At 59.3% G+C, this 17,604-nt stretch carries 11 protein-coding genes; 7 read left to right on the forward strand and 4 right to left on the reverse strand.

The annotated features are described in order from the left end of the window. Positions 1 to 75 precede the first annotated feature (75 nt). The 4 genes from V0R60_RS25435 to V0R60_RS25450 all read left to right on the forward strand — a co-directional run bounded on the left by V0R60_RS25435 (position 76) and on the right by V0R60_RS25450 (position 2,886). Positions 76 to 387, forward strand: a complete 312-nt coding sequence (locus tag V0R60_RS25435) for a DUF962 domain-containing protein (protein WP_330080891.1) — start codon at positions 76 to 78, stop codon at positions 385 to 387. Between the two features lie 97 nt (positions 388 to 484). Further along, entirely contained in the window at positions 485 to 1,078 is a 594-nt protein-coding gene (locus V0R60_RS25440; RefSeq protein WP_136477603.1) for an HD domain-containing protein, read from the forward strand. Positions 1,079 to 1,115: 37 nt separating this feature from the next. Continuing rightward, positions 1,116 to 1,880: a helix-turn-helix transcriptional regulator gene (locus V0R60_RS25445; RefSeq protein ID WP_136477604.1), complete on the forward strand. Its 765-nt coding sequence runs from the start codon at positions 1,116 to 1,118 to the stop codon at positions 1,878 to 1,880. 121 nt (positions 1,881 to 2,001) lie between these two features. Continuing rightward, positions 2,002 to 2,886, forward strand: coding sequence for a DMT family transporter (locus V0R60_RS25450; RefSeq protein WP_136477605.1), 885 nt, complete (start codon positions 2,002 to 2,004; stop codon positions 2,884 to 2,886). Here the strand turns inward: V0R60_RS25450 and V0R60_RS25455 are convergent, their stop codons facing one another. Continuing rightward, a complete protein-coding gene (locus V0R60_RS25455; RefSeq protein ID WP_136477606.1) occupies positions 2,887 to 3,171 on the reverse strand; it encodes a SelT/SelW/SelH family protein in 285 nt (94 codons plus the stop codon). It abuts the gene before it with no gap. A 69-nt stretch (positions 3,172 to 3,240) separates the two neighbouring features. Between V0R60_RS25455 and V0R60_RS25460 the strand changes: the two genes are divergently transcribed. After that, positions 3,241 to 5,427, forward strand: coding sequence for a patatin-like phospholipase family protein (locus V0R60_RS25460; RefSeq protein ID WP_330080890.1), 2,187 nt, complete (start codon positions 3,241 to 3,243; stop codon positions 5,425 to 5,427). A 6-nt stretch (positions 5,428 to 5,433) separates the two neighbouring features. Here V0R60_RS25460 and V0R60_RS25465 read toward each other — a convergent pair whose 3' ends face one another. Continuing rightward, positions 5,434 to 5,868, reverse strand: coding sequence for a MarR family transcriptional regulator (locus V0R60_RS25465; protein WP_136477608.1), 435 nt, complete (start codon positions 5,866 to 5,868; stop codon positions 5,434 to 5,436). Positions 5,869 to 5,985: 117 nt separating this feature from the next. Next, a complete protein-coding gene (gene recQ, locus V0R60_RS25470; RefSeq protein ID WP_330080889.1) occupies positions 5,986 to 8,121 on the reverse strand; it encodes a DNA helicase RecQ in 2,136 nt (711 codons plus the stop codon). A gap of 247 nt (positions 8,122 to 8,368) precedes the next feature. On the opposite strand from recQ, the gene V0R60_RS25475 reads away from it, so the two are divergent. After that, a complete protein-coding gene (locus V0R60_RS25475) occupies positions 8,369 to 8,962 on the forward strand; it encodes a UPF0149 family protein (RefSeq protein ID WP_136477610.1) in 594 nt (197 codons plus the stop codon). Positions 8,963 to 8,972: 10 nt separating this feature from the next. Further along, the gene (locus V0R60_RS25480; protein WP_136477611.1) at positions 8,973 to 9,338 is read left to right on the forward strand and encodes a YbaN family protein; all 366 of its coding nucleotides are present in this window, start codon (positions 8,973 to 8,975) and stop codon (positions 9,336 to 9,338) included. Between the two features lie 64 nt (positions 9,339 to 9,402). Here V0R60_RS25480 and V0R60_RS25485 read toward each other — a convergent pair whose 3' ends face one another. Beyond that, on the reverse strand, positions 9,403 to 17,538 hold the full coding sequence (locus V0R60_RS25485; RefSeq protein WP_456239216.1) for an Ig-like domain-containing protein: 8,136 nt from the start codon (positions 17,536 to 17,538) through the stop codon (positions 9,403 to 9,405). Between the last annotated feature and the right edge of the window lie 66 nt (positions 17,539 to 17,604).

A 17,604-nucleotide genomic window follows, 5' to 3' on the forward strand; every position in this document is an offset into this window, starting at 1 on the left:
TTTTACTCACTCTAGACTCAGTTCAGGCTCCACGCCGTGTATCTTCACCGTATCGAAAGTTGCAGGAGCTACGACGTGAACAATCCTCAGCAATTTCGCAGTTTTGCCGAGTTTTACCCGTATTACCTGGACGAGCACAGCAACCCCACCTGCCGGCGCCTGCACTTCGTTGGTACCAGCCTGGTCATCGCCCTGCTCGCCTACACGATTGCCAGTGGCAAATGGATCGTATTGCTGGCGATTCCGCTCGCCGGCTATGGATTTGCCTGGGTCGGACACTTCTTTTTCGAGGGCAACCGCCCGGCAACCTTCAGGCATCCGCTCTACAGCCTGATTGGCGATTTCGCCATGTACCGCGACATGCTGCGCGGCAAGGTCTCGTTCTGATTTCGGCCCACAAGGTCAGAAACGCGTCCTGCGCGGCCACTGCTCCGATAAACGGTCAAGGTAGAGTGAGGCCCATAGACCACTCTTTGGAACGTCAATGACCGAGCAGGCCCGCTTTACGCACATGCAGGATGGCACGCAGCAGGACTGGGCGATCATCGCCAGCGATTTCAGGGCTTACGCCAGCCAACTCGCCGACCGGATCCTCGCGCACCTGCGCCTGCTCGATGGTGATTTCGGCGGTTTCCCCATTGATCGCCTCAGTCACTGCGTGCAAACCGCTAGCCGTGCCTGGCGGGATGGACGCGACGAAGAGTATGTGATTTGCGCGCTGCTTCACGACATCGGCGACACCCTGGGTAGCTATAACCATCCTGATATCGCTGCAGCCATCCTCAAGCCTTTCGTCAGCCCGGAAAACCTCTGGATGGTAGAGAAGCATGGGGTATTCCAGGGCTATTACTTCTTCCATCACCTGGGGATGGACCGGCATCTGCGCGAGCAATTCGAGGATCACCCGCAGTACCAACAAACCATCGAGTTCTGCGCGCGCTACGACGCCGCCGCCTTTGACCCCCACTACGACAGCCTGCCGCTGAGCTTTTTCGAGCCGATGCTCAGGCGTCTGTTCGCCCAGCCGAGGCAATCGCTCTACAAAGCAGCGCTGCAATCGATGAATGCCGACGCATGAGCTTGTACACTGCCGTTACCGCGTAGAGGACACGGCAATGAACAGCGGCTCGATACTTTCCCTGCGTCACTACAGTGACGACCTGATCGCCCACAGCCATGAGCACCCCCAACTGGTGTTCGGCCTGAGTGGGCAACTGGACTTCGAACTCGATGGTCAAGGCGCCCGCATCCAACGCCACGGGCTGATCGTGGTGCCAGCAGGCACCCACCACACCTGCGGCAGTGTTGCCGGGAGCCACTGCCTGGTCCTTGATGTGCCTGGCGATGCCTGGATCAACAGCAGCATGGGCGAACAGGTCTCGGCAAGCCAGCGACTGCTGGAGCATCGTGGTACACGCGAACTGGACAACCACCAACAGCTACTGGTCGACTGGCTGGCGGCAGGCCAGGTAACCGATCCACTGATCGCCCAACAGGGTGCGATACTCTTGCTTGCCAGCTTGAACGGTGCCGCTCGACCGGCCATTGCACAAAAACAGCTTCCCTTCGCCCGCTTTGATGCGCATATCGAAAAGCACGCCGCATACCCGTTGCAGGTAGCCGATCTTGCCCGTCTCGCCGGGCTTTCCAATGCCCGACTGCATGCCCGCTTCATCGCCGAAGCGTCCATGACACCGATGGACTATATCCGCCAACGCCGCCTGCTCAAGGCGCGCAAACTGCTGCAAACCAGCACGCGACCGATCGGCGAGATTGCCGCGCAGGTGGGCTACGGCTCGCAAAGCGCCTTCTCCGCCGCCATCCTGAACGCCTTCGGCTGTTCACCCAGGGCCTTGCGCCAAGAGTCTGGCGACAATTGACGCGAGTTCGGCAACAGACACCGAGCGCTATGCCCTCGTAAACTGAGGTCCAATACTGGCAAGGCCAGCACCCAAACTTCAGCGCAACACCGCTGCCTTCAGCCAGGCGCATAGGAATCCCATGAACCACCGCACCGCCCTCGGCGCCTTGCACATCGGCGCACTGTTCTTCGGCTTAACTGGCGTATTTGGCAAACTGGCCCAGGCGGGTCCCTCGATAATTGTTTTTGGCCGCGCCGCGTTCGCAGTGCTGGCCCTCGCCTTTTTCGCCCGTTTTGCAAAAAAGGCCTGGCAACCACTGCAAAGCCAGGACTGGCGCCGCTTGCTGTTGGGGGGCGTGTTGCTCGCAGGTCACTGGGTAAGCTTCTTCATTGCCGTGAAGGTGGCGGGCGTTGCTATCGCCACCCTGGGTTTTGCCAGTTTCCCTGCGTTTACCGTGATTCTTGAAGGGCTGCTGTTCAGGGAGCGGGTACGCAGCAATGAAATCATCCTGGTGTTGCTGGTGAGCATCGGCCTGGTGTTGGTCACCCCGGAATTCGACCTCGCCAGTCAGGCTACCGGCGGGCTGCTCTGGTCCTTGCTGTCGGGCTTGCTGTTCTCATTGCTGTCGCTGACCAATCGCGCCGCCAGCGGACGTATTCCGGCCGTGCAGGCAGCGATGTGCCAGAATGCGGTGGTCGCGCTGTGCCTGCTGCCGGCAGCAGCCCCGGCGCTTGTCGACGTCTCGGCGATCGACTGGCTGTGGATCGCGTTGCTCGGGGTGTTCTGCACCGGCGTCGCCCACAGTTTGTTCGTTGCCAGCCTGGCCGTCATCAAGGCCCGCACTGCCGCTGTAGTATTCGCTCTGGAGCCGGTTTACGGCATTGCCCTGGCTTGGTTGATTTTCGCCGAAGCACCCACCCCACGAATGCTGCTGGGCGGTGTGCTGATCATTCTTGCGATCGTGATATCCAGTCGCCTTGCAGGCAGCAACCAATCCAACAAGTCAGTTGCCGCTCAAGGTTGATCAGGGGCGATCATTGTGACCAAGGTCGCGCTGCGGATCGATCTGATCACGGACCCGCTGCTTGAGCACCTTGGCTTCAGGAAAACCACCATCGGCCTTACGCTCCCAGATCTGCACGCCGTCACAGGTAATGCGAAATGCGCCACCGCTGGCGGGTTCGAGCGCGACCCGGGCAAGGTCGTCACTGAACGTGCTGAGCAGTTCCTGGGCCAACCAGGCGGCACGCAACAGCCACTGGCACTGAGTGCAATAGGTGATTACGACTTCGGCTTTACGAGCATTCATGGGTAACAGTTTCCTGACAGGCGGTCGCGCTTATACTAGCGGTCTTTAGCCTTCGCTCCGAGAGCCATGATGCACCGCTTGCTGTTGAGTCTGTTGCTGATCGTTGTTTCCCTCCCGCTTGTGGCTGCCGAACCCCCACGTCCGAAAGTGGGCCTGGTATTGTCCGGTGGTGCCGCTCGTGGCCTTGCCCACATCGGTGTACTCAAAGCGCTTGAGGAGCAAGGGATCAAGGTCGATGCCATTGCCGGTACCAGCATGGGCGCGGTGGTGGGTGGGCTGTACGCCTCGGGGTACAAGGTCGACGAGCTGGAAAAGCTCGCCTTGAACATCGACTGGAAGCAGGCACTGTCTGATGCGCCGCCGCGTAAAGACGTACCGTTTCGGCGCAAGCAGGATGACCGCGACTTTTTGGTCAAACAGAAACTCAGTTTCCGCGACGATGGCAGCCTTGGCCTGCCACTGGGGGTGATCCAGGGACAGAACCTGGCACTGCTGCTGGAAAGCATGCTGGCGCACACCAGTGATACCCGCGATTTCGACAAGCTGCCTATTCCTTTTCGGGCAGTAGCCACCGACATCGCCAGCGGTGAAAAAGTGGTGTTCCGCCGCGGCCACCTACCTCAGGTCATTCGCGCCAGCATGTCGATTCCCGCTGTGTTCGCCCCAGTGGAACTGGACGGCCGACTGTTGGTCGATGGCGGCATGGTCGACAACATCCCGGTGGATGTCGCGCGCGAGATGGGCGTAGACATCGCGATTGTCGTCGATATCGGTACGCCTTTGCGCACGCGCAAGCAGTTGGCGACCGTAGTTGATGTACTCAACCAGTCGATCACCCTGATGACTCGGCGCAACTCCGAAGAGCAACTGGCAACCTTGCACCGTGACGACATTCTGATCGAGCCACCGCTGGCCAGTTTCGGCGTTACCGACTTCGGCCGCGCCGAGGAAATGATCGAAGCAGGCTATCGGGCCGCCCGCGCCCTGGATGCGCGCCTGGCGGTGCTCAAACGTCCTGATAACGATGAAGAACTGAAGGTCGCCCGCTCACCCAGCCAGCGCACACCGGTCATTACCTCGATCAAGATCGAAAACGACTCGAAAGTCAGCGATGACGTCATCCGTTTCTACATTCGCCAGCCCATTGGCCAGCCCCTTGAGCTAGGGCGCCTGCAGACCGACATGGGCACCCTCTATGGCCTGGACTACTTCGACCGTGTGCAGTATCGGGTTGTGCACAAAGGCAATGACAACACCCTGGTAATCAATGCCCGCGGGCGCCGTGGAGGTACTGACTATCTGCGATTGGGTTTGAACCTGTCCGATGACATGCGCGGCGACAGCGCCTTCAATATCGGCGCCAGCTACCGGGTGAACGGCATCAACCGCCTGGGTGCCGAGTGGCTTACCCGGGCGCAGATCGGCGACCAGCAGGAATTGTACAGCGAGTTCTACCAGCCCCTGGACGCCGGTTCGCGTTACTTCGTCGCCCCCTATATCGATCTGGGCTCGCAGAACATCGAAGCGACCCTGGAAGACGATCCGGTTGCCGAATACCGGCTGGAGCGTTACGGATTCGGCCTGAACCTGGGACGTCAGATCGGCACCAGCGGCGAAGTACGCTTCGGTGTAGGCCAGGCCTGGGGCAATGCTGATGTACGCATTGGTGACCAGGACCTGCCGCACTTCAGCTTCAACGAAGGGTTCTACGAACTGAAGTATTCATTCGACACTTTGGACAATGTCTACTTCCCTCACAGTGGTGAAGACATCAGCCTGACCCTGCGCCAGTTCGAGCCCGACCTTGGGTCTGACCAACGTTACCGGCAATGGACTTTCAAGTTGGACAAGGCCCTGAGCAGCGGCGCCAACACCTGGGTGCTGGGATCTCAGTATGGAAGGACTCTGGACGACGCCGAGGTGGTGACTTCAAGCTTTGTGCTCGGTGGCGCCAGGCAATTGTCGGGCTTTCGCCAGGATTCGGTGTCCGGGCAGAACATGAGTCTGATGCGCATGGTCTATTACCGCAGACTGACGCCCCGCGCGTACCTGCCACTGGACTTTCCGCTTTACATAGGAGGGTCGCTGGAGCGTGGCAAGGTGTGGAACAACGACAACGAATTCGACAGTGGTTACATAAACGCCGCCAGTATCTTTGTCGGCTTCGAAACGCCGTTGGGCCCGTTGAACTTCAGTTACGGGGCCAACAGCGAAAATCAGAAGGCGTTGTACCTCAACCTGGGCCACACCTTCTGAAGCCGTTCAGGTTTTTTCCAGGTTGGCGAGGATGCGCGCGTGGACCTTCATGCACACGCGCATGTCCTCTTCGTCGACACCAATGAATAACTCGGCGCGCAAAGCGTTGGCAATGGTTTCGATTTGATCGATCAACGGTTTGGCTGGCGGGCACAAATGGATTTTCTTCGCTCGACGGTCCTCCAGTACGGCCTGGCGACGGACCAGGCCCTGGGATTCCAGGCTGTCGAGCAGGCGCGCCAAAGTCGGGCCTTCTACGCCCACGCTTTGGGCCAGCTCACGCTGAGTAGGTGCTTCGTCGAAACGAGCCAGGTGGAGCAATACCAGCCAGCGAGCCTGGGACAGATTCAGTCCCGCCAGGCGTCGATCCAGCTCGGCGCGCCAACCTCTGGACATATGCGCCAACTGCATTCCGAAGCGGTGTTGATCGGTCAACGGCATAGAAAACTCATCATCAGTACTAATTATTAGTCAGCTAACCATGCTCCTGCGCAACAGGCAAGACTCCTCAAGGTTCAATCTGTCTGACAATCGTTATAAAAGATGACGAAACGCCGTTTACATCTCGAATTCTGCCGCCAATGCCGCTCGAACGCAGTACAAGACCCCTTCTGGCACACGACTGCCGAACTGTTCGGCAATGGCGGATACCGGCGGCAATTCGCCCTCGCCATCAAGGAAGGCATCCTGAACTTCGGCTAGCAGATCTTCGGGCAAGTCCAAGGCTTGCTCCAGCGACAATTGATGGCGGCCAATGGCCTCGGCCAGCATGCTGTAGACGTTCTTTTCGCTGCAATTGAGCTGCCCGGCGATTTGTGCAGGAGTCATACCTGCACGCGCCAGGCTGGTCAGCTCATGACGCAAGTCAGTGACCTGCGGTGGCGCTTCGGCTGCCCCTCCCAAGACTTCAAGGAAGGCTTCGCCGTAGCGCTCCAACTTGCGCGCACCCACGCCGCTGACCTGGGCCATTTCGCTAAGGCTTGAAGGTTGGCTGCGCAGCATTTCCAGCAAGGTGGAGTCCGGGAAGATGACATAAGGTGGCACACCGTGCTCCTCTGCCAGCTTGCGCCGCAATGCCCGCAGCGCCTCCCATTGCTCGCGCTCGTCACCACGCACCAGCTGACTGGCCGGGCTGCCGCCACTGCTACTGCCCTTGCTGGTGGTTTGCGGCTTGAGATCACGGCGCAACTCCAGGCTCACTTCGCCGCGCAGGAGCGGCCGGCAGCTGTCGGACAAGCGCAAGCCGCCATATCCTTCCAGGTCGATATCGGCCAAACCGCGAGCTACCAACTGACGAAACAATGAGCGCCATTCACTTTCGGAACGGGCCTTGCCAACACCATAAACGGCGAGTTTCTCATGGCCGAAGCTGCGGACTTTTTCGTTGTCCCGGCCCAACAACACATCAACCAGGTGACCTACACCATAACGCTGCCCCGTGCGATACACCGCCGAAAGGGCTTGACGCGCAGGTTCGGTGGCATCCCAGGTCTGCACGCCGTCGATGCAGTTGTCGCAATGGCCGCAGGGTTGAGGCAATTCTTCGTCAAAGTAATTGAGCAGAATCTGCCGGCGACAACGCGTTTCCTCGCACAGTGCGAGCATGGCGTCGAGTTTGTGCTGCTCGATACGCTTGTGGCGCTCGTCACCCTCGGAGTTCTGCAACATCTGCTTGAGCATGACCATGTCTTGCAGACCATAGGCCATCCAGGCATCGGCAGGCAGACCGTCGCGTCCGGCGCGACCGGTTTCCTGATAGTAGGCTTCCAGCGACTTGGGCAGGTCCAGGTGGGCAACGAAGCGCACGTTGGGTTTGTCGATACCCATGCCGAAGGCAATCGTGGCAACCATGATCAGCCCTTCCTCATTGAGAAAGCGGCGCTGGTTGGAAGCTCGCGTTTCCGCCGGCAGACCAGCGTGGTAAGGCAGCGCTGGGAAGCCCTGGTCGCAAAGGTAGGCGGCAACATCGTCGACTTTTTTACGCGACAGGCAGTAAACGATACCGGCATTACCGCGACGCTCGCCGAGGAACGCCAGCAATTGCTTGCGCGGCTGCTCCTTGGGCACGATGCGGTAGAAAATATTGGGTCGGTCGAAGCTCGAGAGAAAGCGCTCGGCATTCTGCAAGTGCAGACGCGTGACAATTTCTTCGCGCGTACGCATGTCAGCAGTTGCGGTCAGGGCGATGCGCGGCACATGCGGAAACAGTTCTGCCAATTGCCCCAGTTGCAGATACTCGGGACGGAAGTCATGCCCCCATTGCGATACGCAGTGGGCTTCGTCAATCGCGAACAGCGCGATATCCAGCGTGCGCAGGAAGTCCAGCATGCGTTGTTGCACCAGACGCTCTGGTGCCAGGTAGAGCATTTTTACTTCGCCTCGACGAATACGCCCGGCAAGCTCACGCTGCTGCTCGGCACTCAAGGTGGAGTTGAGCGAAGCCGCCGCCACCCCCAGCTCATCGAGCGTGGCCACCTGATCTTCCATCAGTGCAATCAGCGGCGAAACCACCACCGCCAGCCCCGGACGCAGGAGTGCCGGCACCTGGAAGCACAGGGACTTGCCGCCCCCGGTAGGCATCAGTACCAGCGCATCGCCACCTTTGGCCACACATTCGATGATCGCCCCCTGGCGCCCTCGAAAGCTGTCATAGCCGAAGATGTCCTTGAGGACGCGCTGAGCCTGTTCGAGCATAGAAACTCCATAAATCGCAGAACCATCCTGGCCACAGGCTGGATGAAAATCTTCCCCGCCACACCTGTAAATGCGTAAGCGGCTTTTACCTGACCCGCGCATCAGCCGGTGGCCAGATACAAAAGCCGCGCATTATACCCGAGCGTCGACCTGCACAGGGTGCTCTGCGATAGGCGTCATCCTTTGCCTCGTAACGGCCGCAAGATGCTAGAATTCGATCATCGTTTATTCCCAAGGTAGCCCTGTAATGTCCTTCGCCGAGCAATTGACCCGCCTGCAAGCCTTCCTCGACGCCGACGAGCTGCACGAAGAAGCACTGGACTACGTTGCCGCACACGGCTACTTGACTGCATTGTCGATTGGTACCGAAGCGGTTCCTGATCGCGAATGGATCGACGCCTTGTTCGCCGAAGAGCCTCGTTACAAAGACGATGCCCAGCGTGAAGAAATCGAATCGACCCTGATCCAGCTCAAGGCGCACATCGCGCGCCAGCTGGCCAGCGACGAAGACTTCGAGCTGCCGTGCGACCTGGACCTTGGCGATGAGCCGGACGACTCCGACCTGCGTGGCTGGTGCATCGGCTTCATGGAAGGCGTATTCATGCGTGAAGAGGCCTGGTTCGAAACCGCCGAAGAAGAAGTCAGCGAAATGCTGCTGCCGATCATGGTCGGTTCGGGCTTGTTCGATGAGCAACCTGAATTCGCCGATATCGCCAGCGATGCCAATCTGATGGATGACATGATCGTGCAAATCCCAGAGGCCCTGACTGCCCTTTACCTGCTGCAGCATGCGCCAGACGAGAAGCCTGCACCTGCACTGCTCAAGCCTCGCCACCACTGAGTCGACGTAAATGCGCTACCTGCTGCTGGCCATCGGCTGGCTCAGCGTCGCGTTGGGAGTGATCGGCATTTTCCTGCCAGTGTTGCCGACCACTCCATTTCTACTGCTGGCTGCTGCATGCTTTGCGCGCAGCTCGCCGCGTTTTCACCATTGGCTGGTCAATCATCCGCGGCTGGGACCGTGGATTCGCGATTACCTCAGTGGTGAAGGCATTCCCCTCAAAGGCAAAGTCTATGCAATCGGCCTGATGTGGCTGAGCATTGGCGTGTCCTGCTATCTGGTGCCGTTGATCTGGGCACGCGGATTCATGCTGACCAGCGCCGTGCTGGTCAGTATTTATATCTTGCGCCAGAAGACACTGCGCCGCCCTTCCTGAGTTCCATACGTTCAGGAGCTGAGGCCAACCTGTGATTGGCTGCGCAGCTCCCAAAACGCACGCCTCAGACCGTATCCACCTTCAACGAATGATCATTGAGCATTCCGTTGATGATGGTCGCGGTGTCCTGCCCTGCAGCAATCACCCCACCCGCCCCCGCTGTCACCCCGTAATGCTCCGCCAGGTTGACCCCTGCCAGATCGATGGTCTGGGTCGGTGCAGCCCCCGCTACCGCGCTGACCTCAATGGTAGACACCACCCCGGAACCACTGCCGGTAACCTTGAAGTGCAAGTAGTCATCCAGTGAAGCCGAAGTGGCGTTCTCGCCTTGGAGCAATTGAGACAGATCAAGCCGATCGGAACCCGGAGTGAAGTCGGTCACCACATCTCGCCCGGTGTTACCCTGCTGCCACAGGAAGATGTCGTTGCCGCTGCCGCCGGTCAGGGTGTCGTTGCCGGCCCCACCGATCAACACATCATTGCCGCCACCGCCAATCAACGTATCGTTGCCCAGGCCACCGATAAGCAAGTTGGCATTGCCGTCACCGGTGAGGTGATCGTTGTAGTCTGAGCCGATCAGGTTTTCGATACCGGTCAAGGTATCGGTGCCTGCCCCTCCGGTATTCTGTGCGCCAGCGCTGGCCAGGCTGACAGTTACGCCACTGCCGGCACCAGCGTAACTGGCGGTATCGATTCCAGCGCCGCCATTGAGCTGGTCATTGCCGGCTCCACCGATCAACAAGTCATTGCCATCGCCACCGTTGAGAATGTCGTTGCCATCGCCACCGATCAACACATCATTGCCGGCACCGGCATTGAGGGTGTCGTGGCCACTGCCGCCGAGCAAGGTGTCATTACCACTGGTGCCGGTCAATGTGCTACCACTCTGGTAGGAAATATCCACGTTACCCGTTGCACTGCCACCATGCCCGTCACTGACTGTGTAGGTGCCGTTATAGGTCTGGTTTTCGGCATTGGCGTAGTCGACCGTCATGGTCAGGCCATAGTTTTCCGAACCATTGGCATTACCTCCCAAGGGGTTGGACAGGTTGGTCACATGGATGCTGTACACCCCGTCGTGATCGGCAGTAAAACTGTGACCATCGGCAATAGTCTGATAGTTGCCGTTTTCATCCTTCCACTCCATCAGGATGTTGCCGAGCGGACGGTCGTGATCCAGTTTTAGCGACTCACCTTTCTTCAAAGAAACAGTCAGCACATCCTCAGCATTGGCACCACTGGAGAGCGATCCCAACCACCCATTGACCAGCAATGCCGCGGTGGTGGTGTTCGCTGCCGTACGGAACGAGCTGCGCGCTACATCCCTGAACTGGGCGGAGCTGCCGGTGAAGCTGAGCGTCGGCAGGCCGTTGCCCACTGTGAAGCCAGCCCCCTTGGCTGCCCAGTCGGTGTTGAAGGTGATCGGCGAGACCGTGAGTGTGTCGTTGTTGGCGTCACTGTCATTGGCCAGCAGCGCCTCTGCCGGCAAGGTGATGGTACTGGAAAGAATGTTGGTGATGATGTGGTCGGCACCCGCCACCGGTGCGGCGTTGGAATAGACATTGACGACCAGGTTGGCGCTGCTCAGGTCGCCGTCTGTGTCACTGGCGGTGAAGCCGATGGTCTCGGTCACCGTCGCACCGGTGTCTTTTGGAGGGGTGTAAGTGAATTCGCCGGTATCCATATCGACCAGCAAGGTTCCGCCATGCACGGTCTTGATGTTGAAGGTGTTGGTTGCGGTATCGAAACTGCCGCGATCAACGCCACCGGCGGCGCTATAGCTACCGTTGCCACCATTGGCTTTCGGATCATAGGTGTAGGTCGTGCCATCGACCAGCAGGGCTTTGATAAAGCCGCCATCGGCACCAAAAATCCCGCCACTCATCAAGCTGCCGGTAATAGGTGCACCCTGTACCGTTCCTGACAGTACCTGATTCAACACATTGAGGTCGGTGACCACCACCGCGTTGGTATCGGTGTGCGTGCTGCCGTCATAGGCCAGGGGGTTGAGGTTATCGACATCGACCCCAGAACCCAGGCCGATGGAGTACGACTTGATACCATGGCTGTCGAGGAAATTCTTCCAGGAAACCTCATCGGCCGGCCCGATGCCTTGTGAAGCTGTCGATGGGTTGCCGTCGGAGAAGAAATAACCGACGTTCTGCGCTCCGGTCAAACTGCCAGCGTTGGCGAATGCCGACTTCGCTACCGCTACTGCCTGGTCGTAGTTGGTGCCGCCCCCCGCGGTCAGCCCGGCAACCAGTTGCTTGGCCTCGGCGACCGACACCCATACACCGGATGGGTCCGATGCATTGGAACTGAACGTGACAATCTGGACTTTGACGTCCCCCATTTCGTCGTACTTGTCGAGCAAGGTGCTAATGGCATCCTTGGCCAGTTGCAGACGCGTCTTGCCGGGAACACCCGAGCGATCGTTCATGCTGCCCGATACGTCAATGATCAGCAGCAGGTTGGAGTCCACCTGCCCCGGCGTCACCGAACGATCGGCACCGACCACGGCGGGCACATCATCAACGATGTTTACATCGAGGGTCGCATGGGCAGTGCTGCCATCCTTGTCGGTTGCGCTGACGTCAATGGCTTCATTGAGGCTGTTGGTGCCATTGCCATTGGCATGGCTTTCGTTGTCCTGCAGGGTGTACGAGTAACTCACAACACCGGTTGTCGGATTGAAGCCGGTAATGGTCAGAGCGTTGCCCAGTGGCGTCGTTCCAGATTGCGGGAAACCAACGACGTTGCCGCCGGAAACGACAGTGATGCCGCCCACCGTAAGGGTTTGAAGGCCATCAGCAGCCGTCACGGTGAAGCTGCCAGTGTGTGTCAACGCAGCCTGATCCGGGCTGCTGCCATCAGTGAGGTTTTTTTCGTAGACCGTGAACTCACCACCATCGACATCCAGGCCACTGATGACAACCGGGTGATCCTGGCTGCTGACGTCAATCTTCAAAGTCGCGTTGCTGGTATCACCGTCGGCATCTTTGAGGGTGTAGGTGAAGGTATCCACACCGCTACCGCCACCGTGTAGCGCGATGAAGTCTGGGTCAGCGGTATTCAGCGTATAGGTGTAGGAGCCATCTGCGGCCAACACCAGTTTGCCGTAGATACCTTCTATGGTTTGCGGGGTAATCGGGCCACTGGTGACGCGGTCGGCGCCCTGAATATCGTTAGTCAATACGTTCCCGGTCAGGGTCAACTGCGCTTCGGTCGCCGTGACGGCGTTTGTATCGTTAACCGCATGGGGCACGTCATCGACGATATTGACATCGACGTTGGCCTTGCCGGTGCTGCCGTCGGTATCGACTGCCACCACTTCCAGGCTTTCGAGGATGTTGTTGGCGCCATTGCCGCTCTGATGCGTGCTGGTGTGGTCCAGCGTATAGCTTGCCGTTACAACACCAGTGCTTGGATCGTAGCTGTGAATGGTGATGGAGTTACCCATCGGTGTCGTGCCATGCAGCGGGAAGCCGCTGACCACACCGCCACTGACAATGCTCAAGCCAGCAATGGTCAGCGATTGCAGGCCATCCGGGGCGATGACCGTGAAGGTGCCGCCCTTGGTCAGCTCACCTGGATTCGGGCTGCTGCCCTCGGTGAGGTTCTTCTCGTAAAAGGTCAGCTCGCCGCCACAGATATCCAGACCGTTGATCACCACCAGATCGTCGATGTTGGTGACGTTCAGGACCAATTTGGCGCTGCTGCTGTCGCCGTCGGCATCCTTCAAGGTGTAGGTGAAGGTCTCGATGCCGGTGCCACCACCGTGCAGGTTGATGAAGTCCGGATCGGAAGAGTTCAGGGTGTAGGTGTATGAACCGTCAGCAGCCAGCACCAGCTTGCCGTAGGTCCCTTCGATGGTTTGCGGGGTGATCGGGCCACTGGCGATACGGTCGGCGCCCTGGGTGTCGTTGGTGAGCACGTTGCCGGTCAGGGTCAATTGCGCTTCGGTCGCGGTGACGCTGTTGCTGTCATCAACCGCTTTCGGCGCGTCGTCGATGATGTTGACGTCGATATTGCCGGTGGCGCTACTGCCATCGGTGTCGGTGGCGACCACAGCGAAGCTTTCGTTCAGGGTGGTGCCATTGCCGGTGGTATGCGCCTCGTTATCGAGCAAGGTATAGGTGTAGGTCACCACACCTGTACTGGCGTTATAGCCGGTGATGGTCAGCGTGTTGCCTTCCGGCGTGACGGCCGACTGCGGGAAGCCAGCTGCGGCGCCGTTGGTGACCACAGCAATGCCACCTACGGTCAGGGTCTGCAAACCGTCCGGAGCGGTCACCGTGAAGCTGCCGCCTTGGGTCAGCGCGGTGCCATCGGGGCTGCTGCCATCGACAAGGTTTTTCTCGAAGACGGTCAATTCACCGCCTTCGACATTCAGGCCGTTGAGGGTTACCGGATCGTTGATGTTGGTGACGTTAAGTACCAACTTAGCACTGCTACTGTCGCCGTCGGCATCCTTCAGGGTGTAGGTGAAGGTCTCGATGCCGGTGCCACCACCGTGCAGGTTGATGAAGTCCGGATCGGAAGAGTTCAGGGTGTAGGTGTATGAACCGTCAGCAGCCAGCACCAGCTTACCGTAGGTCCCTTCGATGGTCTGCGGGGTGATCGGGCCGGAGGCGATACGATCGGCGCCCTGGGTGTCGTTGGTGAGCACGTTGCCGGTCAGGGTCAGGTGAGCTTCAGTAGCCGCCGTTGCGTTGGTATCGTTAACCGCAAGTGGAACATCGTCGACGATATTGACGTCGACGTTGGCCTTGGCGGTGCTGCCGTCGGTATCGACTGCCACCACCTCCAGGCTCTCGAGGATGTTGTTGGCGCCATTGCCGCTCTGATGTGTGCTGGTGTGGTCCAGCGTATAGCTTGCCGTTACGACACCCGTGCTTGGATCGTAGCTGTGAATGGTGATGGCGTTACCCATCGGTGTCGTGCCATGCAGCGGGAAGCCGCTGACCACACCGCCACTGACAATGCTCAAGCCAGCAATGGTCAGCGATTGCAGGCCATCCGGGGCGATAACCGTGAAGGTGCCGCCCTTGGTCAGCTCACCTGGGTTGGGACTACTGCCCTCGGTGAGGTTCTTCTCGTAGAAGGTCAGCTCGCCGCCACAGATATCCAGACCGTTGATCACCACCAGATCGTCGATGTTGGTGACGTTCAGGACCAATTTGGCGCTGCTGCTGTCGCCGTCGGCATCCTTCAAGGTGTAGGTGAAGGTCTCGATGCCGGTGCCACCACCGTGCAAGTTGATGAAATCTGGATCGGCCGTGTTAAGGGTGTAGGTGTACGAGCCATCGGCAGCCAGCACCAGCTTGCCGTAGGTCCCTTCGATAGTTTGCGGGGTGATCGGGCCGGAGGCGATGCGGTCGGCGCCTTGGGTGTCGTTGGTGAGCACGTTGCCGGTCAGGGTCAGGTGAGCTTCGGTAGCCGCCGTCGCGTTGGTATCGTTAACCGCAAGTGGAACATCGTCGACGATATTGACATCGACGCTGGCCTTGGCGGTGCTGCCGTCGGTGTCGACTGCCACCACTTCCAGGCTTTCGAGGATGTTGTTGGCGCCGTTGCCGCTCTGATGCGTGTTGGTGTGATCCAGCGTATAGCTTGCCGTTACGACACCCGTGCTTGGATCATAGCTGTGGATGGTGAAGGCGTTACCCATCGGGGTCGTGCCATGCAGCGGGAAGCCGCTGACCACACCACCACTGACGATGCTCACGCCAGCAATGGTCAGCGATTGCAGGCCATCCGGGGCGATGACCGTGAAGGTGCCGCCCTTGGTCAGCTCACCTGGGTTCGGGCTGCTGCCCTCGGTGAGGTTCTTCTCGTAAAAGGTCAGCTCGCCGCCACAGATATCCAGACCGTTGATCACCACCAGATCGTTGATGTTGGTGACGTTCAGGACCAATTTGGCGCTGCTGCTGTCGCCGTCGGCATCCTTCAAGGTGTAGGTGAAGGTCTCGATGCCGGTGCCACCACCGTGCAGGTTGATGAAATCTGGATCGGCCGTGTTAAGGGTGTAGGTGTACGAGCCATCGGCAGCCAGCACCAGCTTGCCGTAGGTCCCTTCGATAGTTTGCGGGGTGATCGGACCGCTGGCGATTCGGTCGGCGCCCTGGGTGTCGTTGGTGAGCACGTTGCCGGTCAGGGTCAATTGCGCTTCTGTCGCGGTGACGCTGTTGCTGTCATCGACCGCTTTCGGCGCGTCGTCGATGATGTTGACGTCGATGTTGCCGGTGGCACTGCTGCCATCCGTATCGGTGGCGACCACAGTGAAGCTTTCGTTCAGGGTGGTGCCATTGCCGGTAGTGTGCGCCTCGTTGTCGAGCAAGGTGTAGGTGTAGCTCACCACACCCGTGCTGGCGTTGTAGCCGGTGATGGTCAGCGTATTACCTTCCGGCGTAACCGCCGATTGTGGGAAGCCAGCTGCGGCACCGTTGGTGACCACAGCAATGCCACCCACGGTCAAGGTCTGCAAACCGTCCGGCGCGGTCACCGTGAAGCTGCCGCCCTGGGTCAGCGCGGTGCCATCGGGGCTGCTGCCATCGACAAGGTTTTTCTCGAAGACGGTCAGTTCGCCACCTTCGACATTCAGGCCGTTGAGGGTTACCGGATCGTTGATGTTGGTGACGTTAAGTACCAACTTAGCACTGCTACTGTCGCCATCGGCATCCTTCAGGGTGTAGGTGAAGGTCTCGATGCCGGTACCACCACCGTGCAAGTTGATGAAGTCCGGATCGGAAGAGTTCAGGGTGTAGGTGTATGAACCGTCAGCAGCCAGCACCAGCTTGCCGTAGGTCCCTTCGATGGTTTGCGGGGTGATCGGGCCACTGGCGATACGGTCGGCGCCCTGGGTGTCGTTGGTGAGCACGTTGCCGGTCAGGGTCAATTGCGCTTCGGTCGCGGTGACGCTGTTGCTGTCATCAACCGCTTTCGGCGCGTCGTCGATGATGTTGACGTCGATGTTGCCGGTGGCACTGCTGCCATCCGTATCGGTGGCGACCACAGTGAAGCTCTCACCTAGGCTGGTGCCATTGCCGGTGGTATGCGCCTCGTTGTCGAGCAAGGTGTAGGTGTAGCTCACCACACCCGTACTGGCGTTATAGCCGGTGATGGTCAGCGTGTTGCCTTCCGGCGTAACGGTGGACTGTGGGAAGCCTGCCGCAGCACCGTTGGTGACCACGGCAATGCCACCTACAGTCAGGGTTTGCAAACCGTCTGGAGCGGTCACGGTGAAGCTACCGCCCTGGGTCAGCGCGGTGCCATCGGGGCTGCTGCCATCGACAAGGTTTTTCTCGAAGACAGTCAGCTCGCCGCCTTCGACATTCAGGCCGTTGAGGGTTACCGGATCGTTGATGTTGGTGACGTTCAGCACCAGGTTGGCGGTCGACGTGTCGCCGTCGGCGTCCTTCAAGGTGTAGGTAAAGGTCTCGACGCCGGTACCACCACCGTGCAAGTTGATGAAGTCCGGATCGGAAGAGTTCAGGGTGTAGGTGTATGAACCGTCAGCAGCCAGCACCAGCTTACCGTAGGTCCCTTCGATAGTTTGCGGGGTGATCGGGCCACTGGCGATACGGTCGGCGCCCTGGGTGTCGTTGGTGAGCACGTTGCCGGTCAGGGTCAATTGCGCTTCTGTCGCGGTGACGCTGTTGCTGTCATCAACCGCTTTCGGCGCGTCGTCGATGATGTTGACGTCGATGTTGCCGGTGGCACTGCTGCCATCCGTATCGGTGGCGACCACAGTGAAGCTTTCGTTCAGGGTAGTGCCATTGCCGGTGGTATGCGCCTCGTTGTCGAGCAAGGTATAGGTGTAGGTCACCACACCCGTACTGGCGTTATAGCCGGTGATGGTCAGCGTGTTGCCTTCCGGCGTGACCGCCGATTGTGGGAAACCAGCTGCGGCACCGTTAGTGACCACGGCAATCCCGCCTACGGTCAGGGTCTGCAGGCCGTCCGGCGCGGTCACGGTGAAGCTGCCGCCCTGGGTCAGCGCGGCACCATCGGGGCTGCTGCCATCGCCAAGGTTTTTCTCGAAGACGGTCAGTTCGCCGCCTTCGACACTCAGGCCGTTGAGGGTTACCGGATCGTTGATGTTGGTGACGTTCAGCACCAGGTTGGCGGTCGACGTGTCGCCGTCGGCGTCCTTCAAGGTGTAGGTAAAGGTCTCGACGCCGGTGCCGCCACCGTGCAAGTTGATGAAGTCCGGATCGGAAGAGTTCAGGGTGTAGGTGTACGAACCGTCGGCGGCCAGCACCAG

It is taken from the genome of Pseudomonas auratipiscis, from assembly GCF_036324085.1.
In the GTDB taxonomy this organism is placed as follows: Bacteria; Pseudomonadota; Gammaproteobacteria; order Pseudomonadales; family Pseudomonadaceae; genus Aquipseudomonas; species Aquipseudomonas auratipiscis.